The 25,299-nt window shown below is 71.9% G+C and carries 21 protein-coding genes and 1 pseudogene; 7 read left to right on the top strand and 15 right to left on the bottom strand.

The genetic code is table 11. The features are described 5' to 3' along the window. Nucleotides 1-20: 20 nt before the first annotated feature. Nucleotides 21-974 (bottom strand): non-homologous end joining protein Ku, encoded by a 954-nt coding sequence (gene ku / locus G5C51_RS16610; RefSeq protein ID WP_165238004.1) that lies wholly within the window; start codon nt 972-974, stop codon nt 21-23. 176 nt (nt 975-1,150) lie between these two features. Between ku and G5C51_RS16605 the strand changes: the two genes are divergently transcribed. Further along, nucleotides 1,151-2,194 carry a PHP domain-containing protein gene (locus G5C51_RS16605; protein WP_165238002.1) on the top strand — a complete coding sequence of 348 codons (1,044 nt, stop codon included), beginning with the start codon at nt 1,151-1,153 and terminating at the stop codon, nt 2,192-2,194. On the opposite strand, the gene G5C51_RS16600 is transcribed toward G5C51_RS16605, so the two are convergent. Continuing rightward, nucleotides 2,185-2,340 (bottom strand): DUF6131 family protein, encoded by a 156-nt coding sequence (locus G5C51_RS16600; protein WP_165238000.1) that lies wholly within the window; start codon nt 2,338-2,340, stop codon nt 2,185-2,187. The two genes, G5C51_RS16605 and G5C51_RS16600, sit on opposite strands and share 10 nt — an antisense overlap. A gap of 211 nt (nt 2,341-2,551) precedes the next feature. On the opposite strand from G5C51_RS16600, the gene G5C51_RS16595 reads away from it, so the two are divergent. Together G5C51_RS16595 and G5C51_RS16590 are read left to right on the top strand one after the other, a co-directional pair. Beyond that, the gene (locus G5C51_RS16595) at nt 2,552-3,859 is read left to right on the top strand and encodes an FUSC family protein (RefSeq protein WP_165237998.1); all 1,308 of its coding nucleotides are present in this window, start codon (nt 2,552-2,554) and stop codon (nt 3,857-3,859) included. Between the two features lie 160 nt (nt 3,860-4,019). Next, nucleotides 4,020-4,844 carry a SigB/SigF/SigG family RNA polymerase sigma factor gene (locus G5C51_RS16590; RefSeq protein WP_165237996.1) on the top strand — a complete coding sequence of 275 codons (825 nt, stop codon included), beginning with the start codon at nt 4,020-4,022 and terminating at the stop codon, nt 4,842-4,844. A 47-nt stretch (nt 4,845-4,891) separates the two neighbouring features. On the opposite strand, the gene G5C51_RS16585 is transcribed toward G5C51_RS16590, so the two are convergent. Next, nucleotides 4,892-6,415 (bottom strand): catalase, encoded by a 1,524-nt coding sequence (locus G5C51_RS16585; protein WP_165237994.1) that lies wholly within the window; start codon nt 6,413-6,415, stop codon nt 4,892-4,894. Between the two features lie 239 nt (nt 6,416-6,654). Between G5C51_RS16585 and G5C51_RS16580 the strand changes: the two genes are divergently transcribed. Beyond that, the gene (locus G5C51_RS16580; RefSeq protein WP_165237993.1) at nt 6,655-8,223 is read left to right on the top strand and encodes an alkaline phosphatase D family protein; all 1,569 of its coding nucleotides are present in this window, start codon (nt 6,655-6,657) and stop codon (nt 8,221-8,223) included. An 84-nt stretch (nt 8,224-8,307) separates the two neighbouring features. Here the strand turns inward: G5C51_RS16580 and G5C51_RS44290 are convergent, their stop codons facing one another. The 4 genes from G5C51_RS44290 to G5C51_RS16565 all read right to left on the bottom strand — a co-directional run bounded on the left by G5C51_RS44290 (nt 8,308) and on the right by G5C51_RS16565 (nt 12,468). Continuing rightward, a complete protein-coding gene (locus G5C51_RS44290; protein WP_420824823.1) occupies nt 8,308-8,577 on the bottom strand; it encodes a DUF6234 family protein in 270 nt (89 codons plus the stop codon). A gap of 64 nt (nt 8,578-8,641) precedes the next feature. After that, complete coding sequence (locus tag G5C51_RS16575) at nt 8,642-9,778, bottom strand: serine hydrolase domain-containing protein (RefSeq protein WP_165237991.1); 1,137 nt, start codon at nt 9,776-9,778, stop codon at nt 8,642-8,644. Nucleotides 9,779-9,926: 148 nt separating this feature from the next. Then, nucleotides 9,927-11,333: a dihydropyrimidinase gene (hydA, locus tag G5C51_RS16570; RefSeq protein WP_165237989.1), complete on the bottom strand. Its 1,407-nt coding sequence runs from the start codon at nt 11,331-11,333 to the stop codon at nt 9,927-9,929. Nucleotides 11,334-11,454: 121 nt separating this feature from the next. Then, the gene (locus tag G5C51_RS16565) at nt 11,455-12,468 is read right to left on the bottom strand and encodes a serine hydrolase (RefSeq protein ID WP_240929707.1); all 1,014 of its coding nucleotides are present in this window, start codon (nt 12,466-12,468) and stop codon (nt 11,455-11,457) included. Nucleotides 12,469-12,529: 61 nt separating this feature from the next. Between G5C51_RS16565 and G5C51_RS16560 the strand changes: the two genes are divergently transcribed. Next, nucleotides 12,530-13,954 (top strand): amidase, encoded by a 1,425-nt coding sequence (locus G5C51_RS16560; RefSeq protein ID WP_165237987.1) that lies wholly within the window; start codon nt 12,530-12,532, stop codon nt 13,952-13,954. Between the two features lie 6 nt (nt 13,955-13,960). Here the strand turns inward: G5C51_RS16560 and G5C51_RS16555 are convergent, their stop codons facing one another. The 4 genes and pseudogenes from G5C51_RS16555 to G5C51_RS16540 all read right to left on the bottom strand — a co-directional run bounded on the left by G5C51_RS16555 (nt 13,961) and on the right by G5C51_RS16540 (nt 18,921). Then, nucleotides 13,961-15,124: an NAD(P)/FAD-dependent oxidoreductase gene (locus G5C51_RS16555; RefSeq protein WP_338118174.1), complete on the bottom strand. Its 1,164-nt coding sequence runs from the start codon at nt 15,122-15,124 to the stop codon at nt 13,961-13,963. Next, nucleotides 15,104-16,477 (bottom strand): annotated as a pseudogene (locus G5C51_RS16550) (FAD-dependent oxidoreductase); the annotation flags it as partial. The gene G5C51_RS16555 and the pseudogene G5C51_RS16550, both read right to left, overlap by 21 nt. Then, nucleotides 16,470-17,918 (bottom strand): FGGY family carbohydrate kinase, encoded by a 1,449-nt coding sequence (locus G5C51_RS16545; RefSeq protein ID WP_165237985.1) that lies wholly within the window; start codon nt 17,916-17,918, stop codon nt 16,470-16,472. The gene G5C51_RS16545 and the pseudogene G5C51_RS16550, both read right to left, overlap by 8 nt. Nucleotides 17,919-18,195: 277 nt before the next feature. Beyond that, entirely contained in the window at nt 18,196-18,921 is a 726-nt protein-coding gene (locus G5C51_RS16540; protein WP_165237983.1) for a cupin domain-containing protein, read from the bottom strand. Nucleotides 18,922-19,005: 84 nt separating this feature from the next. Here G5C51_RS16540 and G5C51_RS16535 point away from each other — a divergent pair, with 84 nt between their 5' ends. Together G5C51_RS16535 and G5C51_RS16530 are read left to right on the top strand one after the other, a co-directional pair. Further along, complete coding sequence (locus G5C51_RS16535) at nt 19,006-20,382, top strand: B12-binding domain-containing radical SAM protein (protein WP_165237981.1); 1,377 nt, start codon at nt 19,006-19,008, stop codon at nt 20,380-20,382. Between the two features lie 11 nt (nt 20,383-20,393). Beyond that, entirely contained in the window at nt 20,394-21,365 is a 972-nt protein-coding gene (locus G5C51_RS16530; RefSeq protein WP_165237979.1) for an NAD-dependent epimerase/dehydratase family protein, read from the top strand. Here G5C51_RS16530 and G5C51_RS16525 read toward each other — a convergent pair. The 4 genes from G5C51_RS16525 to G5C51_RS16510 all read right to left on the bottom strand — a co-directional run bounded on the left by G5C51_RS16525 (nt 21,355) and on the right by G5C51_RS16510 (nt 25,167). Continuing rightward, nucleotides 21,355-21,966, bottom strand: coding sequence for a cysteine hydrolase family protein (locus tag G5C51_RS16525; RefSeq protein ID WP_165237977.1), 612 nt, complete (start codon nt 21,964-21,966; stop codon nt 21,355-21,357). The two genes, G5C51_RS16530 and G5C51_RS16525, sit on opposite strands and share 11 nt — an antisense overlap. Before the next feature lie 38 nt (nt 21,967-22,004). After that, a complete protein-coding gene (locus tag G5C51_RS16520) occupies nt 22,005-22,988 on the bottom strand; it encodes a GlxA family transcriptional regulator (RefSeq protein WP_165237976.1) in 984 nt (327 codons plus the stop codon). Nucleotides 22,989-23,062: 74 nt separating this feature from the next. Continuing rightward, a complete protein-coding gene (locus G5C51_RS16515) occupies nt 23,063-24,328 on the bottom strand; it encodes an aminotransferase class III-fold pyridoxal phosphate-dependent enzyme (RefSeq protein ID WP_165237974.1) in 1,266 nt (421 codons plus the stop codon). After that, nucleotides 24,325-25,167, bottom strand: a complete 843-nt coding sequence (locus G5C51_RS16510; RefSeq protein ID WP_165237972.1) for a nitrilase-related carbon-nitrogen hydrolase — start codon at nt 25,165-25,167, stop codon at nt 24,325-24,327. Before G5C51_RS16510 ends, G5C51_RS16515 begins: the two co-directional genes overlap by 4 nt. Nucleotides 25,168-25,299: the final 132 nt, after the last annotated feature.

The following is a 25,299-nucleotide window of genomic DNA, read 5'->3' as shown; positions in this document are numbered from 1 at the left end:
GGCGGGTGGTGCTGCCCCGTTCACGAGGCTTTCCTGGTGTCGGCCGCGCGGAGGGCGCGCAGCAGTTCCTTCCGGTTCATCTTCGAGCGGCCGCTGATGCCGGCCTCCGACGCCCGCCGGTAGAGCTCGCTCTTCGTCAGCCGCTCAAGTCCGCTGCCGTCCTTGCGCGTACGGCCGCCGCCGCGCCGTTGGCGTGCCGACTCCACGGAGCGCTGGAGGGTGGCGGTCAGGTCGACGACGTTGGTGTCCTCCGGCGCCTCCGCCGCCTTCTCGACCGTCCCGCCGTCCCGCTTGGCGGAGATCAGTTCCTCCACCCGCTCCTGGGTGCGGTCGCGGTAGTCCCGCGGGTCGAAGTCGATGGCCATGGTGTCGACGAGCTGCTCGGCCATCCGGTGTTCCTTGGCGGAGGCCTTGCTGCCGTCGGGCAGCCGGTCGAGGGTGTCGCGCGGCTCGCGTACCTCGTCGGCCCAGTGCAGCGTGTGCAGGACGAGGACGTCGTCCTCGGCGTGGACCGCGACCAGGTGCTCCTTCTGCCGCATGCTCATCGTGGCGATCCCGGCGCGGCCGGTCCGCTTCAGCGTGTCGCGCAGCACGGCGTAGGTCTTGCTGTCCGCGTCCTTGCGCGGCTGCAGATAGTACGTGGCGTCGAAGTAGACCGGGTCGATGTCCTCCAGCGCGGCGAAGCCCGCGACGTCGATGGTCCTGGAGCGGCCGGGGGCGATGTCGTCCAGCTCCTCCGGCTCGACCACTACGTACCCGTCATCGCCGTCCCCCGCCGGATATCCCTTCACGATCTTGTCGTACGGGACCTCCTTGCCGGTGCGCTCGTTCACGCGCTTGTTCCGTACCCGGTCCGAGGTGCCGCGTTCCAGCTGGTGGAAATGGACCGTGTGGGAGCCCGTGGCCGCGGCCATCGCGACCGGCAGGTTCACCAGTCCGAAGGACAGCGAACCCGACCAGACGGTACGGGCCATCTCATCTCCCCTTCGTACGTCACCGGCGCTTGCTTTCATCCGGGTATCCAGGCTTATGCCCCTCATGCACCCGTTTTCGGAGCCGCTGCGCTGGTGTGCTGCACATGCCACATCGGCGATGGTGCGCGAGCCTGGAGTGAGCGAGAGGGACGACGCGGCGGAGGCGGAAGGTGTCCATGGATCCGGTGCAGGCGCTGGAGCGCATCGCGTTTCTGCTGGAGCGCTCGCGCGCCGAGACGTACCGGGTGCGGGCCTTTCGCGGCGCTGCCGCCGCCGTACGGGAGCTGCCGCCCGGCGAGGTCGGACGCCGGGTCGACGAGGGGTCACTGGAGTCCCTCAAGGGCATCGGCCCGAAGACGGCCAAGGTGATCAGGGAAGCCCTGGCCGGCGAGACGCCGCACTATCTCGTATGGCTGGAGCAGCAGGCGCAGGAGCCGCTGACCGCGGACGGAGAGGCGGGCCAGGCCCTGCGCGCTCTGCTGCGCGGCGACTGCCACCTGCACTCCGACTGGTCGGACGGCGGCAGCCCGATCGAGGAGATGGGCCGCGCCGCACAGGAGGTCGGACACGAGTGGGCGGTCCTGACCGACCACTCCCCGCGGCTGACCATCGCGCGCGGGCTGTCCCCGGAGCGGCTGCGCGAGCAGCTCCGGGTGGTGGCCGGGCTCAATGCCGGCTGGGCGCCGTTTCGCCTGCTCACCGGCATCGAGTGCGACATCCTCGAGGACGGCTCGCTGGATCAGGAACCGGAGCTCCTGGACCAGCTCGACGTGGTGGTGGTCTCCGTGCACTCCAAGCTGCGGATGGACCGGTCGGCGATGACCCGCCGCATGGTCGCGGCGGTGCGCAATCCGTCGGCCGATGTGCTGGGTCATTGCACGGGGCGGCTGGTGACGGGGCGGGGCCGGCCGGAGTCGCAGTTCGATGCCGACGAGGTCTTCGGCGCATGTGCCGAGGCGGGCACCGCCGTGGAGATCAACAGTCGGCCGGAGCGGCTGGACCCGCCCCGCCGGCTGCTGCGGCAGGCGGTGGCCTCGGGCGCCCTGTTCGCGATCGACACCGACGCGCACGCACCGGGCCAGCTGGACTGGCAGATCCTCGGCTGCGCCCGCGCGGAAGAGTGCGGCGTGGAACCGCGGCGCGTGATCAACACCTGGCCGGCGGAAGAGCTACTGGCATGGACCGCCGGCCAGGGCGGGACGCGGTCCGGTCAGAAGTAGTGCCTGCGGCCGCCGACCGCGCGTCCGGTCGCACCGAGGATCCACAGGGCGGCGCCGACCACGAGCAGCACGGCGCCGATGGTCGTCAAGAGCGAGATACCGGCCAACATGCCGATGATGAGCAGAATGGCTCCAAGAACAATCATGTGAGTTCCCATCCTCATGTCTGTTCGGTGCGTGCGAGCCCTTGCTTCCCGGGCTCGCGGCGCCCCTTCCAGGTGCCCCGATCCCGGCCACGCATGCACACGTCGGACCGGCTCCTGCTCGTGAGAGATGCGCCACCTGCGGGTTTTGCGCCGGGACGCCCGGTCGAGCCGGGTGGTGACAGGCGAAAGGTGAGGCGAGCTGGAGCCGGATATGACGTTCCACCGGACCGCACGGACCGCACGGACTGGACGGACCGCACGGACCGGCCCCGAGCGCGTTTCGCTGCAAGCCTGCCGCGCGCGGGCCCGCGGCTGGATCAGTCGCGCCAAGCAGTCGGACGGGCAGGAGCGGCATGTCGCACTCACGGTCCTCAAATCCACGCTGGCGGCGACGATTTGCTGGTATCTCGCCCATGACGTGTGGCACGCCAAGGCCCCGGCGTTCGCCCCCTTCGCGGCCGTGGCGATCATGCAGGTCACGATCTACCAGTCCGTCTGGCAGTCCCTGCGCTACGTGGGCGCCGTCGCGGCCGGCGTCCTCGTGCAGGGCGTGCTCGGCCAGCTGGCCGGCCCGTATCTGATCACCTTCGCGGCCGTCACCGCGCTCGCCCTGATCATCGGTCGCTGGCCGGCGCTGGGCTCCGAAGGCAGCCAGGTCACCACCGCGGCTCTCTTCGCCTTCTCCACCTACATGATCGTGCCGGCCGACCAGAAGTGGACCGCGCTCGGCCAGATCGCCGCGCTGGTGCTGCTCGGCTGCGCGGTCGGCACCACGATCAACCTCACGCTCTGGCCGCCGCTGCGGCACCGGACCGCGGAACAGGCGCTGCGCACCGTGGCCGACGACCTCTGCCGGCTCCTCGGCGACATGCAGACCTGTCTGGCCGAGCCGCTCGACGAGGACCGCGTCACCTCCTGGCAGCACCGGTCCAACGCCCTGCTGCCGCAGGCGACCCAGGCCCGGGAGGCGGTCGACCGGGCCGGCGAATCGCTCGCCTACAACCCGCGCCGGCTACTGCGCACCCACCGGGCCCACCGTCAGTTCGCCGGCTACCGCGCCCTCGCCGGCGCCCTGGAGCGCAACGCGGGCCAGATCGCAGCAGTGTGCCGCAGCCTGGCCTACGCCCAGCAGGACCAGAGCGCGAACGCCGCGGACGGCGGCTTCCGCACCGTGGACCGCGGCTTCCTCACCGCCTACGGCAAGACCCTCGGCGCCTGCTGCGAGATCGCCGAGCGCCTCAGCCGGCTCGACGAGGCAGCACTCCCCCACCAGACCAGCCCGCTGCTGGATGCCGCCGACGCGGCCCGGATGAGGCTGGACGAGCTCACCGCCTACGCCGAAAAGGCCGCGGCACCCGTTCTGGACAGCAGCCGCCCCTACGGCATGCTCCTGACCGAAGCCATCCGCCTCGTCCACGACCTCGAGCACGCCTGCCGTGCCCTGGACCAGAGCGGACCGGAGCTCGCCCCGGTGGCCGCCGGCTCGCGCTGCGGCCGGCCTTCGAAGCCGGCTGGATGAAGGGCCCTGGTGTTTGCGGCCCGACCTGCCGGGCACACGCTCATCTGTGCTTCGGACTGCAGGCACGCTCGCGGAGGATACGAGCGCCGTCGGCCGTCCATGGCAGGTGCGCCTTCCTCCGTGGTGACCACTGTCCCCACCGAAGAGGGAGGCCTGGACCATGCCCCCGATCACGGACGCACACAGCAACTCCAAGAAGTTCCGGCACCCGCATGACGACGAGCCGGACACCGCAGCGGCCTTCGAGCGGCTGATCACGCTTCCGGCCGGCCCCGAGCGCGACCGCCTCCGCCAGGAGATCGTCTGCGCCTGGATGCCGATGGCGACCCGCATCGCCCGCCGCTTCCGCGGCCGCGGGGAGAACCTGGAAGATCTGGAACAGGTGGCCCGGCTCGGCCTGGTCAAGGCCGTGATGCGCTACAACCCCGAATACGGCACCGCCTTCGCCAGCTACGCCGTGCCCACCATCACCGGCGAAATCAAGCGGCACTTCCGCGACCACACCTGGGACATGCACGTGCCCCGCCGGGTCCAGGAGCTGCGCAACCGGGTCCGGGCCGCGGACCACGAGCTGAGCCAGTCCCAGGACAGCCGCAGCCCGGGCGTCGAGGAGATCGCCGAGCAGGCCGAACTGACGCCGGCGGAGGCCCGTACCGGCATGGAAGCCCTCAACAGCTACCGGACGCTGTCCCTGGACACCGAGCTGACCAACGCCTCCGACGACGGCTACTCGCTCAAGGACACCCTCGGCGACCGCGAGTCCGGCTATGAGCTGGTGCTGCAGCGCGAAGCGATCCGCGAGGGGCTGAGCGAGCTGCCCGAGCGGCAGAAGCACATCCTCTACCTGCGCTTCTTCCGCGACCTGACCCAGCGGCAGATCGCCGAGGACATCGGCGTCTCGCAGATGCACGTCTCCCGCCTGCTCAACCGCACCTGCGAACAGCTGCGCCGGCGCGCCGAGGCCGACAGCGCGGTCGCCGCCTGAACTCACCGCTCCATGGAGCAGGCGCAGGCCTGCTCCATGGAGCCGGCTCAGGCCTTGTCCTGCATGCTTCGGCGGGCCGGGTTTCCCTGTTCCGCGGCCTTCGGGTCCTTCTCGTGCGCCTTGGCGCGGACGCCCTGCTCGATGCGTTCGCCGATCGACTTGTCGATGTTGGACCAGTACTGGAAGGCGCGCTGCAGCACCGGCTCGGTGACGCCGTTGAGCAGATGGCCGACGACATTGTCGACGAGCCGGTCGCGCGCCGCGTCGTCGAGGACCTCGCGGACCATCGTGCCGGGCTGGCCCCAGTCGTCGTCCTCGGCGTGGTCGACGTAGGCGGCGCGGGTGATCTCGCCGTCGGCGTACCAGCTGGGCGGTGAGCCGTGGCGCTCGGTGTCGGCCGCCGGACCGCCCTTGGAGTTCGGGGCGTAGACCGGGTCGGTGGTCTTGCGATACGCCATCGCCCCGTCCTTGGAGTACGTGTGCACCGGGACGACGGGCGCGTTGACCGGAAGCTGCTGGTAGTTCCCGCCGATGCGATGGCGGTGGGCGTCGGCGTAGGAGAACAGCCGGGCCAGCAGCATCCGGTCGGGGCTCGGGCCGATGCCGGGGACGAAGTTGTTCGGCTGGAAGGCCGCCTGCTCGATCTCGGCGTGGTTGTCGGTGGGGTTGCGGTCCAGCGTCATCCGGCCGACCTCGATCAGCGGGTAGTCGCCGTGCGGCCACACCTTGGTCAGGTCGAAGGGGTTGAACCGGTAGCCCGCGGCGTCCTCGTACGGCATGACCTGCACATACAGCGTCCAGCTCGGGTACTCGCCGTCCCGGATGTGCTCGAAGAGATCGCGGGTGTGGTAATCCGTATCGGCCGCCGCCATCTGGTCGGCCTCGTGCTGGGTGAAGTACTCGATGCCCTGATCGGTCTTGAAGTGGTACTTCACCCAGAACCGCTCGCCCTGCGCATTGATCCACATGTACGTGTGCGAGGTGTAGCCGTTCATATGGCGCCAGGTGCGCGGGATGCCGCGGTCTCCCATCAGCCAGGTGACCTGGTGCGCGGACTCGGGCGAGAGCGTCCAGAAGTCCCACTGCATGTCATGATCACGCAGGTTGTTGTCCGCGCGGCGCTTCTGGGACCGGATGAAGTGCTGGAACTTCATCGGATCCTTCACGAAGAAGACCGGCGTGTTGTTGCCGACCATGTCGTAGTTGCCCTCGCTGGTGTAGAACTTCACCGCGAAGCCACGGGGGTCGCGCCAGGTGTCAGGGCTGCCGCGCTCGCCGGCGACCGTCGAGAAGCGGATGACCAGCTCGGTCCGCGTCTCCGGCTGGAAGAGCGCGGCCTTCGTATAGGCGCTGACGTCATTGGTCACTTCGAAGTGCCCGAACGCGCCGCTGCCCTTGGCGTGCGGCTGCCGCTCGGGGATCCGCTCCCGGTTGAACTGCGCCATCTGCTCGATCAGGTAGGCGTCCTGCAACAGGATCGGTCCGCCCGGCCCGACCGTGAGCGAGTGTTCATCGCTCTCCACCGGGGCGCCGGAGTCGGTGGTGGTCGCGTTGCGCGAAACGTCGGGCATGGAATCGCCTTCCTGTGTGGGTGTACCGGCGGGTGGCGGGTGGCCTCTATTCAGAGTGCCAAACATGGGTGAATGACACTTTTCATGACACGCGCGATGTGTCGGCCTCGGGTGGGGCTGCCGTCCAGCGTTGTGGTTTCTGATGCCTGTACGGGAGGAGTTGGCCATCCGGGGTTCATGGGGCGTGTGGTTCGCTATGGGCCGTCCAGTTCGGCTCTGTAACCCGGAGGCACCACCCTGTGAAGCCAGACCGCAGGAATCTGCTCAAGTCCGCTGCCGCGGCCGGCGCGCTCGGCCTCGCCTGGCCGCTGGTCGGCGGCATCACCCCGGCCCAGGCGCGCGCCCGGGCCGAGGCGATCGGCGCGGAATACGACCCCGCCCCGTTCACCCTCGGCATAGCCTCCGGCGACCCGCAGCCCACCAGCGTCGTGCTGTGGACCAGGCTCGCGCCGGAGCCCCTGGCCGCGGAGCAGAAGCTGCCGCAGACCGTCGAGGTCGACTGGGTGGTGGCGGAGGACCGCGAGCTGCGCCAGGTGGTCCGCCGCGGCACCGCGCCCGCCACCGCCGACCTCGGACACAGCGTCCGCGTCACCGTTACGGGCCTGCGCCCCGGCCGCCGCTACTTCTACGCCTTCACCGCCCTGGGCAAGAAGAGCCGCCTCGGCCGCACCAAGACCGCCGCCATCGGCAGTCTGTCCCGGCTGTCCTTCGCCACCGCCAACTGCCAGGCGTTCCACGACGGTTTCTACGCCGCACACCGCGGCATCGCCCGCGAGGACGTCGACTTCGTCATCCACCTCGGCGACTACATCTACGAGCACGGCGAGGTCGGCGGCGTCCCCGAGGACCACGTCCGCGACCACCTCTTCGGCGAGGCGCTGACCCTCGCCGACTACCGCCGCCGCTACGCCCTCTACAAGGGCGACCCGTCGCTGCGCGCCGCCCACGCCGCCCACCCGTGGTATCTGACCTGGGACGACCACGAGGTCTACAACGACTACAGCGGCACCCAGGGCGGCGACTTCACGCGCCGCCGCAAGGCCGGCTACCAGGCCTGGTACGAGAACATGCCGCACCGCGACGACGGCACCTCCCACCCCGCGGCCCCCACCAGCCCGCAGATCCACCGAATACGCCGCTGGGGCGACCTGCTCGAGCTGTCCGTACTCGACCTGCGCTCGTACCGCTCGCAGCAGAACCTCCCCGACGGCACCATCCTCGGCGCCGACCAGAAGTCCTGGCTGAAGAAGGCGATTTCGCACGCCCCGGACACCTGGCACGTATGGGCGAACTCCATCATGCTCAGCCAGCTGCGCGGCAAGCCCGGCGGCGGCTACATGTTCACCGACCAGTGGGACGGCTTCCTCGCCGAACGCAAGGAAGTCCTCACCCACGTCCACGACAGCGGCCTGGAGGACCTGGTCGTGGTCACCGGCGACTGGCACTCGGCCTTCGTCGACGACATCCGCCCCGACTTCGACGACATTTCATCGCCGGTCATCGGTACGGAATTCACGGCTCACTCGATCACCTCCGGCGCCTACTCGGCCGACTGGAACAAGGAGAACGGCCCGCTGATGGGCCAGGCCAACCCCCACCTGAAGTACTTCGAGGGCAACCGCTACGGCTACGACGTCTACGAGCTGACCCCGCGCCGCTTCACTCAGCACATGCGCGTGATCGGCGACCGCCGGGACCCCAAGTCACCGATCTCCACGCTCACGTCCTTCCACGTGGACCGAGGCAAGCCCGGCTCTTACGAGGACCGCGCGACGGCGAAGTCGCCGGCGCAGTACCGCCGCGACTGAGTCTGCGGCTGCAAGAGGAATCGGCTCCCGTCCCCCGTCCCGGGGCGGGAGCCGCGATCCATGGAGGGCCAGCCCGTCGAGAGTTCAGCCCCCGGTATCCAGGCACTCCCTGTTGTCGCCACCACTACGGCAGCCCACTTCACCGCTGAACGTGCTGCCGGGCGAGGGCCGATGGGGGCCGGAGGCGTCCTGATCGGTCATGCCCACAAAGATCCCTCCCGCCACGACCAGGGCCACGAGACCCTGACTGCACATCGTGGTCACCGCGTCACCTCGTGCCGCAAGCACAGCAGCAGCGAGCGCCATGACTAGGACTGGACCCGCTACGCAGGCCAGGCCCGCCTCACCGACCATGAGGCCGAAACTCAGGAGGGCCTCGGCGCCCCCAGGCTTTGATGCGATCCACCGCGCTGACCGCCTATTGCCGCCCCAGGGCCTCCGTCACCACCCGGGCCGAGTCGGCCGGTGTGTAGGTCTCGTTGAAGGTTGCCGGGCCCAGGCGGACCACGATCGTGTCCGAGTCCGGGTGGACCTGCACTACCTGGCCGCCGAGGCCGATGGCCCAGTACATGTCGCCGGGGGCGCCCGGCACCAGCCGGGTGTGCGGGGCGGCTGCGCTTTCCTCGCGGGTCAGCGGGTCCAGGGGGTCGGAGGCCACCGGGCCGTGGTGGTTGAGCCACCACAGGTAGCCGTACGACGCGGAGATGTCCTGGGACGGGCGGCCGGTGGCGGCCCGTACCCAGCGGCGCGGCAGCACGCGGTCGTGCTTCCAGCGGCCGTCGCGGAGGAAGAGGTGGCCGAAGCGGGCCAGGTCCTCGCAGGTCGACTGCAGACCCATGAAGGTGTTGGTGTTGCCGGACGGGTCCTTGGTCATGCGCGAGTCGGCCATGCCGAGGGGGCCGAGGAGGTGCTTGTCCGCGTAGGCGGCGGGCTCGGTGCCGGTGGCGGCGGAGAGCACGTCGTCGAGAGTCTGGATGGCGGCGTTGTTGTACGCCCACACCTCGCCGGGCGGGGCGTCCTGGCTGAGTCCGACGGCGAGCCCGGTGCGGTCCGGGGTGGTGATGAGGCCACCGTAGTCGGTGCCCGCGCTCCAGTGCCGGCCGGAGTCGTTGCTGAGCAGGTCCTCGACGGTGACGGCGGCGGAGCCGGTGCCCGCCCACGGCTCGATGTACTTCGACGCCCGGTCGTCGACGTCGAGTTGGCGGGCGGACTCGGCGATGCCTGCCAGGGTAGAGGTGACCGACTTGGTGACCGACCAGACCTCCTGAGAGCTGTCCGGGCCGGTGCCGTTCCAGTACCACTCGCCGACGAGCTTGCCGTGCCGTACGACGACAAGGCAGTTGGACCCCTTCGCCTGGGCGTCGGCGGCCAGCTCCGCGAGCTTCGCCGGGTTGAAGCCGGCGCGGGCGGCGTCGCCGCGTTCCCACTCCGCGCCTGGGTAGCGGTGCCGGCCGTGCTGCCCCGGGGACTCCTCGGCCGCGGCCCCTGCCGGGGCCATCAGCGCGGCGCCGAGCGCCAGCACGAGCCCGAGTGTCGTGCCCCTGCGGATCATCATCGACGCCGCCCTCCGTTGCCGCCCGTTCCGATTGGTGTGGCATGCACACGATTACCGGGGCGGGGTACGGAGGCAAGGTGCCGCATCGAATCTTGTGCCGGTGCACACAGCCGGTGGTCACGCGTCCGAGCAAGAGAGATGCTTCTGACTAAGCGAGGTACTGGCTGATGCCGCGAGGCGTATACACCCCGTGCCCCGCCCGGCCGACGAACTTGCGCTGGTCGATGACCAGTTCGCCGCGCGACAGCACCGTCTCCACCTGCCCGGTGACCCGCTTCCCCTCGTACGCCGAGTAGTCCACGTTCATGTGATGGGTCTCCGCCGACATCACCTGCTCCGCCGTCGGGTCGTAGATCACCACATCCGCGTCCGCGCCCGGCGCAATCGTGCCCTTCTTGCCGTACAGGCCGAACATCCGGGCCGGGGCGGCGCAGGCGATCTCGATCCACCGCCGCCGCGTGAGGTGGCCGTCCAGGACCGCCTGGTGGAGGAGGTCCATGCGGTTCTCCACCCCCGGCAGACCATTCGGGATCTTCGAGAAGTCGCCTCGTCCCAGCTCCTTCTGCCCCACGAAGCAGAACGGGCAGTGGTCCGTCGACACCACCTGCAGGTCATTCGTCCGCAGCCCCCGCCACAGCGCCGCCTGGTGCTCCTTCGGCCGCAGCGGTGTCGAGCAGACGTACTTCGCGCCGCCGAAGTCCGGCTCCGCCAAGTTGTCCGTCGACAGGAACAGATACTGCGGGCACGTCTCGCCGAACACCGGCAGCCCCATGTTCCGGGCCCGGGCCAGCTCCGCCACCGCCTCCTCCGCCGATACGTGGACGACGTACAGCGGCGCGCCGGCCACCCGCGCCAGCTGGATCGCCCGGTGCGTGGCCTCCGCCTCCAGCAGCACCTTACGGACCTCGCCGTGGTAGCGGGGGTCGGACTTGCCTTCCGCCAGGGCCTGTTCGACGAGGACGTCGATCGCGATGCCGTTCTCGGCGTGCATCATGATCAGGCCGCCGTTCGCGGCCGACTTCTGCATCGCGCGCAGGATCTGGCCGTCGTCGCTGTAGAAGACGCCGGGGTAGGCCATGAAGAGCTTGAAGGACGTCACGCCCTCCTCCACCAGCCCGTCCATCTCCTTCAGGGTGGACTCGTTCACATCCGAGAGGATCATGTGGAAGGCGTAGTCGATGGCGCACTTGGCGTCGGCCTTGGCGTGCCAGAGGTCGAGGCCTTCGCGTAGCGGGTGGCCCTGGGACTGGACGGCGAAGTCCACGATCGTCGTCGTACCGCCCCAGGCCGCCGCCTGGGTGCCGGTCTCGAAGGTGTCCGAGGCGAAGGTGCCGCCGAAGGGCAACTCCATGTGCGTGTGGGCGTCCACGCCGCCCGGGATCACGTATTTGTGGGCGGCGTCCACGACGCGGTCGGCCGCCGGCAGCCAGCCTTCGGCGAGGGTGCTGTCGTGGGCGGCGAGGGCGGCGATGCGGCCGTCCTCGATCAGGACGTCGGCGTGGATCTCGTCGGTGGCCGTGATGACCAGGCCGCCGCGGATGACAGTTCGGCTCATGGTTCGCTCTCCCCGTCTACACCCGTAGAGTCTCCGGATTCTGCCGACCGTAGAAGCATGTCCGCCGCGCGGCAATACCGCCACCCGCAACGAGCCGCGGCAGCCGGTCGCGGCAGCGGGCTCAGCGCGCCAGTGTCTCCGGGCCGTGGGCCGGCGTGTCCGCCGCGGCGACCAGCGCGTGCACGGCCGTTGACGCCGCCTTCTCGACCAGCGCGATGCCCGCCTCGCGGGTCGCGTGGTGGTCCGAGAGGACGCTCACCAGGAGGGTGTGGCCGGCGTAGTCGACGCGGCCGATGCTGTTGACGTCCCACTCGCCGGAACCCGTGCGCGGGAGCCAGCCGTTCTTGACGAAGCCGGCCGACTCCGGGGCCGCCGCCGGGACGCCCCAGTCCTGGTCGGCGGCGACGCTGCCCATCAGCGACCTGATGTAGTCCTGCGAGGCGTGGGTGAGCGGCGACGGGCTGGTGAACACCGCGCGCAGCAGCCGCAGCTGGTCCGCCGCCACCGTCTGGGTCAGGCCCCACTGGCCGCCGGCGCCGGGGGTCGTATCGGTCAGGCCGAAGGTGCGGTTCGCGCGGGCGAGGCCCGGGCCGCCGCCGATGGCGCGCCACAGCGTGTCCGTGGCCGTGTTGTCGCTGTTACGGATCATGGACGCCGCCAGCGCCTGCTGCGCGGGGGTGAGCGCCTGGCCCGTCGCCTGCGCCTGCAGCAGCAGGGCCGCCAGGATGTTCACCTTCACGATGCTGGCCGTGTCGTACGTGCCCGAGCCCGCGGCCGAGTGCGCCAACTCGCCGGTGTCCAGGTCCTCCACGGCGATGCTGTAGCGCAGCCGCTCGCCGTCCGCGGCGGCACCCAACTCGTCCCGCACCGCGTCCGCCGCGGTACGCGCGGCGGAGCGCTGCGCGGGACGGGCGACGGGCTCGTGCGTCTGCGTCGCCGCCTGAGCGGCCTGAGCGGCCTGCACGGGTGGCCGCCGGTCCACGAGGGGGGCGGTGCCTTCCGGCGCCGGCACCGCCCCCCGGTTCAGGGCGATCAGGGCCGTGCCGGCGGCGAGCGTCAGCACGGCCCCCGGCAGCCACAACGCGCGGTTACGGGAGAGCATCACGCCTTTCGTATCAGCATCCGATCCGGGCATCGGGAATGCGTGCTGGTCACGTCACTCGATCGGCGCCCGGATCGGCCTTACGCTGCCTGACATGACCAGCACCCGCGTGCACGCGTTCACCGCAGACGACGTCCTCGGCGACCACGACGCCACCGCCCTCGCCGCGCTGATCCGGGCCGGCGACGTGAGCGCCCGGGAGGCGGCGGACGCCGCCGTCGCGCGGGTCCGGCAGGTCGAACCCGCGCTGCAGGCGGTGGCGGTGGCCGCCTTCGACGCCCCGGCGCTGCAGGACGACGGCCCCCTCGCGGGCGTGCCGACCTTCGTCAAGGACAACACCGACTACCGCGGGCTGCCCACCGGGCACGGCAGCGCGGCCTTCCGCGCCCGGCCGGCGAAAAAGCACGCGCCGTTCACCGAGCAGTTCCTGGCCAGCGGGATGACGGTGCTGGGCAAGACGCGGCTGCCGGAGTTCGGCTTCAACGCCACCACCGAGTACCCGGGCGGCGACGCCGTCCGTAACCCCTGGCACACCGGCCACTCCGCGGGCGGCTCGTCCGGCGGCAGCGCCGCGCTGGTCGCCGCCGGCGCGGTGCCGATAGCCCACGCCAACGACGGCGGCGGCTCGATCCGTATCCCGGCCGCGTGCTGCGGTCTGGTCGGGCTGAAGCCGACGCGGGGGCGGATGGTGGCCAGCGAGCAGGGGCGGCGGCTGCCGATCGACGTCGTCTGCGACGGCGTCCTCAGCCGTACGGTCCGCGACACCGCCGCCTTCTACGCGGCCGCCGAACGGCACTGGCAGAGCCCGAAGCTGCCGCCGCTGGGCCTCGTCGAGGGACCGTCGGAGCGCCGGCTGCGGATCGGGCTGCTGCTGGACTCGCCCACCGGCGTGGTCACGGACGACGAGACCCGGGCGGCGGTGACGGCCACGGCGGCCGCACTCGAGAAGCAGGGGCACGAGGTCGAGCCGTGCACGCTGCCGCTCGACCCGCGCTTCGAGGGCGACTTCATCACGTACTGGGGGATGCTGTCCTTCCTCGCCTCCGCCACCGGCCGGCTGCTCCTCGACCGGCACTTCGACGGCCGCCGGATGGACGGCCTCAGCCTCGGCCTGCGGACCCGCTACCGGCGCCGGATCGCCGCCACCCCGGCGGTGCTGCGGCGGCTGCGGCAGGCGTCGCGGGCGGCGTACGAGTCGGCACTGGGGCGCTACGACCTGCTGCTGTCGCCGGTGCTCGCGCACACCACGCCGGAGTTGGGGCACCTTTCCCCCGACGTGCCGTACGAGGAGCTGATGCGGCGGCTCACGTCGTATGTGGCCTTCACGCCGCTCAACAACGTCTCCGGGAGTCCGGCGATCTCGGTGCCGGGGGCGAAGCGGACGGCGGACGGGATGCCGGTCGGGGTGATGCTGTCGGCGCGGGACGGGGATGAGCGGACGCTGCTCGAGGTCGCGTACGCGCTGGAGGGCGAGCGGGAGTGGCCGCGGATCCAGGCTCCGGCGACGGACGAGGCGTGAGGCGAGTCAGCGGCCGCCCCACTGGGCGAGGACCTGGTCGGCGACGCGGCGGCCGGTGGCGGCGGCGTTCGCTGCTGTGCCGCCCGGGTGGATGAGGGCGCCTGCGGCGTAGACGCTCGGGCGGCTGGTGCGGAGGGTCGGGTCGACCAGTGGGGCGCGGGTGACCGGGTCGAGGTCCAGGTGGGCGGCGCGGGCGAGTTCGTGGTCGGGGGTCCAGTCGCCGGTCAGGACGAGGGTGTCGCAGGGGATGGTGCGGCGCTGGCCGGTGACGAGGTGCTCGATCTCGACAGCCGCGAGGCTGCCGTTCCGGCCGTCGATACGGGATATGCGGGTGCGGGTCGCGACGGTGGCGCCGTGGCGGAGGCGTTGGGCGTACGAGCCGGGTGTCGGGCGCTCGGTGGTGAGCAGCGCGGTCCGGCAGCCGACGCGGCGGAGGGTGGTGACGGTGGACCAGCTGAGCGGCTCCGTACCGAGGATGACGGCGCGGTGGCCGGTGAAGTCAGCCAGTCCGGTGAGGAGTTGCCCGGTCGTGTAGATCCCGCTCGCCGGGCGGTCCCCGGGTATCAGGCGGGCGTGGCGGGGACGTTCGCGGGCGCCGGTGGCGAGGACGACGGCGTCGGCGCTCACCCGCAGGCGGCCCTCCGGCGTGGTGACGTCGAGGGTGCGGGCGTCGGACCAGCCGGTGACGGTGGCGTCGGTGAGAACCACCGCCCCGGCGGCCGCGGCGCGCTGCGCGAGCGCGTGGGCGTAACCCTGGCCGGTGAGCGGACGGCGCAGGTCACGCAGCCCGAACCCGCGATTGCGGCAGTGCCGCGGTACGCCGCCCGGCTCGGGCTCGCGGTCAAGGACGAGCACGCCACCGTCGAGCCGGACCGCCAGCCGGGCGGCGGCGGTAAGCCCGGCGGGGCCGGCACCGACGATGACGACGTCGGGGGTGAGGGCGGTGGGAGTTGAGTGGGCGGCGTTGGCGGTCGAGCGGGCGGACGGATCGGACGCAGCAGCCCCAGTTGCCGGCCGGCCGGCGGATGCGGCACGGGCTGCCGGACCGGACGGTGCCCCGGTTGCTGGGTAGCCAGCGGCTGCGGTGCAGGCTGCGCGACGGTCATCGGGGACGCCGTCCGCTGCCGGCCCCGTGTCGGCTCCCGTCCCCTCCCGCAGCAATCGCGCCACCCGCGCCCCGCATGCCGTCCCCTGGCACCGCCCACTGCCCGCCCGGGTGCGCCGGGCCAGGCCTCCCGCGTCGGCCGGCGGGAGCGGGGACGACAGCGCGGCGCGGATCTCGCCCTCTGTCACTCGCTCGCAGAAGCAGACGATGCGGCCATATGCGCCGTCGCTCGCGATCAGTTCGGCGTCCTCGTACGGGCGGGGGGACTCGCCTACCGCGTTGGGGATACGCGGCGTGGGCGGCAGGGCGGCGCGGCGGGTCAATGGCACACCCGCTGCCCGCAGTTGTTCGGCCGCGTGCTCCGCGAGTGCCAGTGACGCCGACAGGCCCGTCGAGCGGATGCCGCCGATCAGCAGGTAGCGCTGTTCGGTGTCCAGCGCGATCACGTAGTCCTCGCGGTCCGTCGCCGCCCGCAGGCCCGCGTACGTCGCCGTCACCTCCTCCGCCAGCAGTCGCGGCATCAGCCGCCCGCCCTTCGCGAGGAGCTGGTCCAGGCCCGCCCGGGACGTCCCCGTGGCGGTGCGATCCGTGAGGTTCTCCGCCGTCGGGCCGAGGAGGACGTTGCCGTAGACGGTCGGGCAGATCAGCACGCCCTTGCCCCACGGGCCCGGAACCGGGAGCACGATGCGGTCGGCGAGCGGGCGGGCCGCCTTGTCGTACACGATCAGCTCGCCGCGGCGCGGGGTCACCGTGAAGCGGTGGTGGCCGAAGAGGGCGTCGACGGTGTCGGCGCCGAGGCCCGCGGCGTTGACCACCCAGCGGGCCGCGACCGGGCCGCGGTTGGTGCGCAGCACGGTGGCGTCCGCGTCGGGCTCGGCGGCCAGGACGCGGTGGCCGAGGAGGAGTTCGGCGCCGCGGGCGCGGGCCTCGGTGGCGTAGGCGAGGGTCGTCGTCCACGGGCAGATGACCGACTCGTCGGGCACGGTGAGGCCGCCGAGGGCGCCCGGGGCCAGGGCGGGGAGGTGGCGGCGCAGGTCGGTCTCGGAGACCAGCTCGCAGCGGTCGTAGCCGTTCGCCGCGGCCTTTTCCGCCAGTGCCGGGAGCGTCTTCAGCTCCTCCTCCGTCCAGGCGACCAGCACCGCGCCGACCCGCTCGACCGGAATGCCCGCGGTGGGCGCGTATGCCGTGAGCAGCTCGTGGCCCCGCCGTACGAGACGCGCCTCGAGCGTGCCCGGCGTCGCGTCGAAACCCGTGTGCAGGATCGCCGTGTTGGCCTTGCTGGTGCCGTCGCCGACGTCGTGGCGGGCGTCGAGGACCGCGACGCTCAGCTCGTGCCCGGCCAGCTCGCGCGCGATCGCGCAGCCGACGACGCCGGCGCCGATGACGGCTATGTCGTACGGGAGGTGCGCCTCAGTCACGAGCGGCCGCCCCCGGCAGGGTCGCGGCGGCGGACTCCCGCCAGCGCTCCAGGTGTTCCGCCGCCCGCTCGGCCGGCCAGCGCGGCTCGTAGGTGCGGCCCGGCTGCCACTCCCCCACCGCCTCGGCGGACGGGAGACCCGGCTCGACCGCCAGCCGGGCCAGCGCCGCCGCGCCGAGGGCGGTGGCGTGCGGGGACGGGTAGACGTCGACGGGGACCTGGGCGAGGTCGGCCTGGGCCTGCATCAGGGTGGCGCTGGCGGTGAGGCCGCCGTCGGCGCGCAGCCGGGTCAGGGGCGCGCCGATGTCGGCGGCGACCAGCCCGGCCAGCTCGGCTATCTGGGCGGCGACGCCCTGGAGGACGGCGAGCACGAGGTGTTCGCGGCGGGCGGCGAGGGTGAGGCCCGTAAAGGAGGCGGTGGCGTCGGAGCGCCACCAGGGGGCGGCGTGGCCTGCGAAGGCGGGGACGCAGAGGACGCCGCCCGCGTCATCTGCGGCTGCCGCGGTGTCCAGTTCGGCGGCGGAGCCTATGAGGCCGAGGTCCGCGAGCCAGCGGATGGCGGAGGCGACCGTGTAGACCTGGCCGTCGACGCAGTACGGGGTGGCGCCGCCGGCGCGCCAGGCGACGGAGGTGGTGAGGCCGGAACCCGAGCGGACGGCCCGCTCGCCCGTGTTCGCGAGCAGGAACGCGCCCGTGCCGTACGTGCACTTGGCCGTACCCGCGGTGAAGCAGCTCTCGCCGAAGAGGGCGGCCTGCTGGTCGACCACGAGGCCGGCGACCGGCACCTCCGTATCGCCGAAGGCGGTGGTCGTGCCGACGACCTCGTCGCAGGCGGCGATGCGCGGCAGCTCGGCGGGGTCGACGCCGAAGAGCGAGGCCAGCTCCGGGTCCCAGGCGACCGCGTCGAGGTCGAGGAGCAGCGAGCGGGAGGCGGTGGCGGCGTCGGTGACGAAGGCGCCGCCTCGCGTGAGGTGGTGGAGCAGCCAGGTGTCGGTCGTGGTGACGACGCCTTCGCGGGTGACGTTGGCGCGCAGCCAGGTGATCTTCGGGGCGGTGAAGTACGGGTCGAGGACCAGGCCGGTGCGGTGCGCCACCCAGTCGCGGGCGTCGGCGCGCTCGTCGCATATCCGCTGCGCTCTGCTGTCCTGCCAGACGATCGCCGGGGAGAGCGGCTTTCCGGTGGCGCGGTCCCAGGCGAGGACGGTCTCGCCCTGGTTGGCGAGCGCGACGGCCGCGAGCGGCGGGCGGCCGGCCCGCTCGTACGCCTCCCGGCCGGCCCGCAGCACCGAGTCGAGGAGCTGCGCCGGATCCTGCTCCACACCGCCGCCCGGGAGATACGCGGCGGTCACGGGCACCTCGGCCACGGCGAGGATGCCGCCGCCGGGGTCGACGACGAGTGCCTTGGTGCCCGAGGTGCCCTGGTCGAGGGCGAGTACGGTCATGGCCTTCGGCCATCCTTCCGGGTCGGCGCGCGGATCTTCGGTGCTAGGGCCTGTCTGGAGTCTCCCGTCGTCGCGCGAAGCGCGGCGCAGCGGCAGCCGGTGCGTGCGATCGGCGTGCGCTGTGACCGGTCCTGTGGCGGAGCCACCGGTCCGGGGGCGGCGTGCGGCGAGCGTGCGTGCCGGGCGTCGGGGCGCAGACGGGAGACTCCAGACAGGCCCTAAGCGCATCACGGGAGGGTGGGGTGGTGTGTGAGTTTGGGCGAAGTGCGGGTGGGGTTCAGTCCGTCGCGTACACGTCCAGGCGGCCGCACATGCCGAACTTGCCGTGCGCGGCGGGCTGTTCGGCCCGTACCGACGCCGCGGCCAGATAGCCGGCATCGCCGCCGCGCAGCGTCGCCAGCTGCGCGACCGTGGCGCCCGACGCCGCCGCGGCGCCGGTCCGCCAGCGCTGCTCCCAGTCGTCCAGCCGGGGGCGTACGAGCGCGGCCGCCGCGCGGTGGAAGGCCGCGAGCGGCTCCGGGTCGCCCGCCTCCGTCGCGGCCCGCAGCTTCAGGAAGCCGCCGATGGCCAGGTCCCGGCGGCGGCGCGCGGCCGCGGCCTGGGCGGCCTCGGTGCCATCGGGCGGGATGCGGACGGCGGCCGCGTACGTCTCCGGGTCCCGGAGCAGCTCCGGCGGGAGCGTCAGCACCGCGTCGCCCGCCTCCGGCAGGCCGCTGTTCTGCATCATGACGACGATCTTCAAGTCGCCCTCGTTCACCAGCCGGTGGATCGTCCCGGGCGTGAACCACACCAGCGCGCCCGGCGCCAGCGGCGTCTCGGCGTAGCCGGACGCGGTCAGCGTCTGCACCATGCCGCTGCCGCCGGTCACGACGTATCCCTCGGTGCAGGTGAGATGCAGATGCGGGGTGCCGCCGCGCAGGCCGTCGGTGGTGGGCCAGTCATACACGGTGAGGTGCGAGATCGCGATGCCGCCGGGCAGTCCGTCGTACGTGGCCGTCCCCATGCGGCCCCAAGCTAGGGCCCCGGCCACGGCCGGACAAGACCTCCCGGCGGAACCGCCGCCGCCCTTCCGCCTGTCTGAGCTGCCATGCGCGTGACGATGATCCTCCCCGCCCTGACCGAGGCCACCAGCCCGCTCTTCCGGCCGATCAAGTACTCGCTCTTCCCGCCCCTCGGCCTCGCCACCCTCGCCGGCTATCTCGACGACACCGACGAGGTCGAACTCCACGACGAGCACGTCGAACGCCTCGATCTGGAGGCCATGCCGACTCCCGAACTCCTCGTCCTCCAGCCCTACATCACCTCGGCCCGCCGCGCGTACGAGATCGCCGACCACTTCCGCGCCCGGGGCGCGCACGTCGCGATGGGCGGTCTGCACGTCACCTCGCTGCCGGAGGAGGCGGCGGCGCACGCGGACACGGTCTTCACCGGGCCTGGCGAGGACAGCTGGCCACGCTTCCTGAAGGAGTTCCGGGACGGGGTGCCCGCGCGCCGCTACGACTCCGGGCGGGAGCGCACCCTCGCCGGGCTGCCGCCGATCCGCCGCGACCTGATCAAGCGGCATCGGTACCTGGTGCCCAACTCCCTGGTGGTCTCGCGCGGCTGCCCGCACCACTGCGACTTCTGCTACAAGGACGCCTTCTTCGAGGGCGGCAAGTCCTTCTACACCCAGACCGTCGACGACGCGCTCGCCGAGATCGACCGACTGCCGGGCCGCCACCTGTACTTCCTCGACGACCACCTGCTGGGCAACCGCCGCTTCGCCGAAGCCCTCTTCGACGGCATGGCCGGCATGGGGCGGCTGTGGCAGGCGGCCGGGACGGTGAAGTCGGTGCTGCAGCCGGGACTGCTGGAGAAGGCGGTCGACGCCGGGCTGCGCAGCCTCTTCGTCGGCTTCGAGACCGTCAACTCCGCCAATCTCGCCGAGCGCCGCAAGGACCAGAACATCGGCAAGGATTACGGGGCGGCGGTCCGCCGCCTGCACGACGCGGGCGTGATGGTGAACGCCAGCTTCGTCTTCGGCCTGGACCAGGACGGGCCCGACGTCTTCGACCGGACGGTGGCGTGGGCGGTCGAGCAGGGCATCGAGACGGCGACCTTCCCCATCATGACCCCGTATCCGTCGACCGGGCTGTGGAAGCAACTGGAGTCGGAGGACCGGATCGTGCACCGGGACTGGGATCTCTACGACACCCGGCACGTGGTCTACCGGCCGCGCGGCATGACGCCGCGGCAGCTGGAGGACGGGTACTGGCGGGCGTACCGGGACTTCTACCGATGGCGGAACATCTGGCGGGGCGCTGCTGAGCAGCCCGGGACGCACGAGCGGCTGCGGCACCTCGCGTACGCGGGCGGGTGGAAGAAGTTCGAGCCCGCGTGGGACGCGCTGATCCGCTCGCGGCGGGTGGTGCGGGCGCTGCCGCTGCTGGAGCGCACGCTGTCGGCTTTCGGCGGGCGGCAGTAGGGTCGGCCGCCATGCGCTTACTGATACTTGGCGGCACGGCCTTCGTCGGGCGGGCGATCGTGGCGGACGCGCTGCGGTCCGGGCATGAGGTGACGCTCTTCGGGCGCGGGAAGACCGGCAATGACCTCTTCCCCGAGGCGGAACGGCTCATCGGGGACCGGGACACCGGCGACTACGACGCGCTGCGGGCGGCGGGTCGTTGGGACGCCGTCGTGGACGTCAGCGGCTACGTCCCGCGCCATGTCGGGCAGGCGATGGACGCGCTCGGCGACCGGGCGGGGCGGTATCTCTTCATCTCCAGCGGGGCCGTGTACGCCCTCGACGGCCTCGCCCCCGACTCCGACGAGGACGCGGCGCGGGTACCGCCCGTACGCGACACCGAGGTGGTGGGCGGGAAGACGTACGGCGGGCTGAAGGTGGCCTGCGAGGACGACGTGACCGCCCGCTACGGGGAGCGGGCGACCGTCGCCCGGCCGGGACGGGTCGCGGGCCCGTACGACCCCTTCGACGCCTTTACGTACTGGGTGCGGCGGGCCGCGCGCGGCGGCCGGGTGGCGGTGCCCGGTGATCCCGCGCAGCCGGTGCAGGTCGTGGACGTACGGGATGTGGGCCGGCTGGTGGTGCGGCTGCTCGAGGACGAGCGGGGCGGGGCCTTCCACGCGGTGGGGCCGGCCGAGCCGACGACGCTCGGCGGACTGATCCGGACGTGTGCGGAGGTGGCGGGGAGCGAGGTGGAGCTGGTGCCGGTGGAGCTGGCGCCGGAGGACGTGCCGGGGTGGCCGGGCTTTCCGCTCGTACGGCCGCACTGGCCGTCCTCGCAGCGCAGCCCGGCGAAGGCGCGGGCGGCCGGGATGCCGGCGACGCCGCTCGCGCGAACGGCGGCCGACGTGCTCGCGTGGGATCGCGAGCGCGGCCGGCCGCCGCTGACGGAAGGGTTCACGGAGGAGCAGGAAGCGCGGGTGCTGGCACGGGTTACGCCTTGAGCTCGTCCACGGTGTTGACCACCAGGCCGTACGCGTCGCCGATCTGAGCCAGCGCGGACTGCTTGAGCGTCGCGGCCGGGACCACGCCGCCGTCGGCAGTCGGAAGGTTGCGGGTCGCGGTGGTCTCGGCGACGACGGTCGGGCGGTAGCCGCGCAGCGCGGCGCCCTCGGAGGTGAAGGTGACGCACATGTGGGCCATCAGGCCCGCGATGATCAGCTCATTGCCCGCACCGATGTCCTTCAGGGTCTGCTCGAGCGTGGTGCCGTGGAAGGAGTTCGGCGCCTGCTTGGTGATCACCGGCTCGCCGTCGACCGGGGCGACCTCGTCGCTGATGGCGCCGAGGTGGGTGCTGAGGTCGTACGGGCTGCCCTCGCCGCCGTCGTGCTGGATGTGGATGACCTTGGCGCCGGCGGCGCGGGCGGCGGTCAGCAGGCGCTGACCGGCCTGCACCGCCTCCTCGGCATCGACGAGCTGCATGACACCGGTCCGGTAGGTGTTCTGGTAATCGATCATGATGACGGTGGCGTCGGCGAGGCGCGGGGCCTCCTCGGATGCGCCGCCGAGCTCGCGCAGGGTCTTGGAAGCGGACACAGCAGACATGGGTATCTCCAGATCGAGTGGTACGAAAGGTGCGAGCGTCAGCTCGCAGTGCGGAACCGGCGCCGGTAAGCCGCCGGTGTGGTGCCGATGTGCTTGCGCAGCGCCCGGTGCAGGGTCTCCACCGAGCCGAGGCCGCAGGCGGCGGCCACCTGGTCGAGGGGGTCGTCGGTGCTCTCCAGCAGCCGGCGGGCCGCCTCTACCCGGGCGGCCTCGACGTAGCCGGCGGGCGTGCTGCCGGTCTCCTGGCGGAAGACGCGGGCGAAGTGCCGCTCGCTCAGGCACATCCGCTCGGCGAGGGCGGGCGCGGAGAGATCGCTCTCCAGATGCTCGGCGATGTACATCCGCAGCTCGTCGATGTCCCGCCGGGTGGCGGGCGGGCGGCTGAGCGGCACCGAGAACTGGCTCTGGCCGCCCTGCCGCTTCAGATACATCACCAGCTGCCGGGCCACCGCGAGGGCGACCTCCTCGCCGAGGTCCTCGGTGACCAGGGCCAGCGCCAGGTCCATGCAGGCGCTGATCCCGGCGCCGGTCCAGATCCGCCCGCTGCGTACGAAGATCGGGTCCGGGTCGACGGTGACCTTGGGATGGTCCGCCGCCAGGCGCTCGGCTGTCGACCAGTGGGTGGTGGCGGTCCTGCCGTCCAGCAGGCCCGCCTCGGCCAGCACGTGCGCGCCTACGCAGACGGACGCGACGCGCTTGGCCGCGGGCGCGACCTTCGCCACCCACGCCACCACGTCCTGGTCGATGCGGGGTACGGGGCCTTCCGGGTGCATGTCGACGGCGCCGGGCACCAGGAGGGTGTCCAGGACGCCGTTGACCTCGGCGAAGGCGAGGTCCGTGACCAGCCGGACCCCTGCCGAGGTGGTGACCACGCCCGCCTCCGGGGAGGCGAGCTGCACCTGGTAGCCCGCCGCACCGCCGGTCTCCCGGTTGGCCAGGGAGAAGACCTCGGCCGGGCCGGTGACGTCGAGGAGGTCGACGTCGGGGAAGACCGCGATGACGATGCGGCGGGTGGTGGGCATGCGTCCATGGTCGCGCGGTGTCCGGATGGCTGCAATGACTGCTTTCTGTCAGATCCGGACATCGGGCTTTGCTGTTATCCCGCGGATGCCGCTCGTAGCGCCTCCTCCAGCAAGCCCGCGCCCTCCTCGGCCTCCGCGACCGTGAGACTGAGCGGTGGGGCGATGCGGAGGGTCTCGCCCTGCTTGCCCTTGCCGATCAGCAGGCCGGACGCGCGGGTGGTCTCCATGACGGCGTTGGCGGTGGCCGGCGAGTCCAGCTCGATGCCGATCATCAGGCCGCGGCCGCGCACTTCCCGTACGACATCGAGCCCCGCCGCGACGCCGCGCAGCCGCTCCAGGAGCAGGCCGCCGACGCGGCGGGCGTTGCCCTGGAGGTCGTGTTCCAGGAGGTAGGTGAGGTTCGCCAGGCCCGCCGCCATCGTGATCGGGCTGCCGCCGAAGGTGGAGATGGAGTTGCTGTCGAGGCAGTTCATGACCTCGGCGCGGGCGACGACGCCGCCGATGGAGGCGCCGTTCCCGATGCCCTTGGCGAAGGTGAGGATGTCGGGCGGGCCGTTCTGGCCGTGTGCCTGCCAGCCCCAGAAATGCTCGCCGGTACGGCCCCAGCCGGTCTGCACCTCGTCCGAGATCCAGAGGATGTCCTGCTCGTCGAGCACCTCGCGGAAGGCGGCGAAGAGGCCGTCGGGCCCGGACGTGAAGCCGCCGACGCCCTGGATCGGCTCGGCGATCAGCGCCGCGACGCCGCGGGTCTGGCCGAGCAGGTCGCGCAGGTCGGCGACGCAGGCCTCGATGAACTCGGCGTCGGTGAGCTGCGCGAAGGGGCCGTCGGTGCGGACGCCGCCGTGGACGTAGAGCGTCTGCAGCGGGGAGAGGCTGGTGGGCGACCAGGAGCGGTTGCCCGTGATGCCGACGGCCGAGAAGGAGCGGCCGTGGTAGCTGTTGCGCATCGCGAGGATCTGGTTGGAGCGGCGGTGCGCGGTGGCCAGCAGCAGGGCGGTGTCGTTGGCTTCCGTACCGGACGTGGTGAAGAAGACGCGGGCGTCCGGGATGCCGGAGAGCTGGGCGATGCGCTCGGCGAGCTCCACCATGGGGCGGTTGAGGTAGAGGGTGGAGGTGTGCAGGATGCGGCCGGCCTGCTCGGCGACCGCCTTCGTCACCTCGGGGAGGGCGTGGGCGGTCATCGTGGTGAGGATGCCGCCGAAGAAGTCAAGGTAGCGGCGGCCTTCGGCGTCCCAGACGTGGCGACCCTCGCCGTGGGTGATCTCGATGGGGTCGTTGTAGTACAGCGCCAGCCAGTCGGGGAGGACGGCCTTGTGGCGGCGGAGGAGCTCGTTGCTCACGGCTGCACCAGCCCCTCGTACGCGTCGGGCCGGCGGTCCCGGTAGAAGGCCCACTGCTGGCGGACCTCCTCGATGAGGCCGAAGTCGAGGTCGCGGACCACGAGTTCCTCCTCCTTGTCGCTGGCGGTGTCGCCGACGAACTGGCCGCGCGGGTCGACGAAGTAGCTGGTGCCGTAGAAGTCGTTGTCGCCGTACTCCTCCTGGCCGACGCGGTTGATCGCGGCGATGAAGTACTCGTTGGCGACGGCGGCCGCGGGCTGCTCCAGCTGCCACAGGTACGCGGACAGGCCGCGGGAGGTGGCGGAGGGGTTGTAGACGAGCTGGGCGCCGTTGAGGCCGAGCTGGCGCCAGCCCTCGGGGAAGTGGCGGTCGTAGCAGATGTAGACGCCGATCCTGCCGACGGCGGTGTCGAAGACCGGCCAGCCGGCGTTGCCCGGTTTGAAGTAGTACTTCTCCCAGAAGCCCTTGACCTGCGGGATGTGGTGCTTGCGGTATTTGCCGAGGACGGTGCCGTCGGCGTCGATGACGACGGCGGTGTTGTAGTAGAAGCCCTCCTGCTCGACCTCGAAGACCGGCGAGACGATGACCATGCCGGTCTCGCGGGCGAGGGCCTGCATGCGGGTCGTCGTGGGGCCGTCGGGGACGGGCTCGGCCCAGCGGTAGTGCTCGGGCTCCTGGACCTGGCAGAAATAGGGGGCGTTGAAGACCTCCTGGAAGCCGATGACCTTGGCTCCCTGTGCGGCCGCGGCCCGGGCGTGGTCCTCGTGCTTGGCGATCATCGACTCGGTGTCGCCGGTCCAGGTCGCCTGGACCAGGGCGGCGCGTACGACGTTGCTCATGAGCTGCTCCTTTTGCGCGGTGCGAGCGCGATGCGCCGGGGCCGGGAGGCCGGCGGTGCTGCCTCGGCAGGCGGAAGCTCTACGCCCGTAGAGACGGGGCGTGGATTTCCGAACGTAAGCGGGGGCGGGGGC

This window comes from Streptomyces coryli (assembly GCF_011044975.1).
GTDB lineage: Bacteria > Actinomycetota > Actinomycetes > Streptomycetales > Streptomycetaceae > Streptomyces > Streptomyces coryli.
This window is presented reverse-complemented; position numbering and strand designations above follow the sequence as displayed.

What these genes read in the sequence shown, in the direction of transcription:
- G5C51_RS44290 (WP_420824823.1), bottom strand. Translation starts at nt 8,577, where the DNA reads ATGGTCGGTGAGGCGGGCCTGGCCTGCGTAGCGGGTCCAGTCCTAGTC.
- G5C51_RS16545 (WP_165237985.1), bottom strand. Translation starts at nt 17,918, where the DNA reads ATGACCGTACTCGCCCTCGACCAGGGCACCTCGGGCACCAAGGCACTC.
- G5C51_RS16535 (WP_165237981.1), top strand. Translation starts at nt 19,006, where the DNA reads ATGCGCGTGACGATGATCCTCCCCGCCCTGACCGAGGCCACCAGCCCG.
- G5C51_RS16590 (WP_165237996.1), top strand. Translation starts at nt 4,020, where the DNA reads ATGCCCCCGATCACGGACGCACACAGCAACTCCAAGAAGTTCCGGCAC.
- G5C51_RS16540 (WP_165237983.1), bottom strand. Translation starts at nt 18,921, where the DNA reads ATGGGGACGGCCACGTACGACGGACTGCCCGGCGGCATCGCGATCTCG.
- ku (WP_165238004.1), bottom strand. Translation starts at nt 974, where the DNA reads ATGGCCCGTACCGTCTGGTCGGGTTCGCTGTCCTTCGGACTGGTGAAC.
- G5C51_RS16605 (WP_165238002.1), top strand. Translation starts at nt 1,151, where the DNA reads ATGGATCCGGTGCAGGCGCTGGAGCGCATCGCGTTTCTGCTGGAGCGC.
- G5C51_RS16520 (WP_165237976.1), bottom strand. Translation starts at nt 22,988, where the DNA reads ATGCCCACCACCCGCCGCATCGTCATCGCGGTCTTCCCCGACGTCGAC.
- G5C51_RS16530 (WP_165237979.1), top strand. Translation starts at nt 20,394, where the DNA reads ATGCGCTTACTGATACTTGGCGGCACGGCCTTCGTCGGGCGGGCGATC.
- G5C51_RS16510 (WP_165237972.1), bottom strand. Translation starts at nt 25,167, where the DNA reads ATGAGCAACGTCGTACGCGCCGCCCTGGTCCAGGCGACCTGGACCGGC.
- G5C51_RS16575 (WP_165237991.1), bottom strand. Translation starts at nt 9,778, where the DNA reads ATGATGATCCGCAGGGGCACGACACTCGGGCTCGTGCTGGCGCTCGGC.
- G5C51_RS16595 (WP_165237998.1), top strand. Translation starts at nt 2,552, where the DNA reads ATGACGTTCCACCGGACCGCACGGACCGCACGGACTGGACGGACCGCA.
- G5C51_RS16600 (WP_165238000.1), bottom strand. Translation starts at nt 2,340, where the DNA reads ATGATTGTTCTTGGAGCCATTCTGCTCATCATCGGCATGTTGGCCGGT.
- G5C51_RS16585 (WP_165237994.1), bottom strand. Translation starts at nt 6,415, where the DNA reads ATGCCCGACGTTTCGCGCAACGCGACCACCACCGACTCCGGCGCCCCG.
- G5C51_RS16560 (WP_165237987.1), top strand. Translation starts at nt 12,530, where the DNA reads ATGACCAGCACCCGCGTGCACGCGTTCACCGCAGACGACGTCCTCGGC.
- G5C51_RS16525 (WP_165237977.1), bottom strand. Translation starts at nt 21,966, where the DNA reads ATGTCTGCTGTGTCCGCTTCCAAGACCCTGCGCGAGCTCGGCGGCGCA.
- hydA (WP_165237989.1), bottom strand. Translation starts at nt 11,333, where the DNA reads ATGAGCCGAACTGTCATCCGCGGCGGCCTGGTCATCACGGCCACCGAC.
- G5C51_RS16565 (WP_240929707.1), bottom strand. Translation starts at nt 12,468, where the DNA reads ATGCCCGGATCGGATGCTGATACGAAAGGCGTGATGCTCTCCCGTAAC.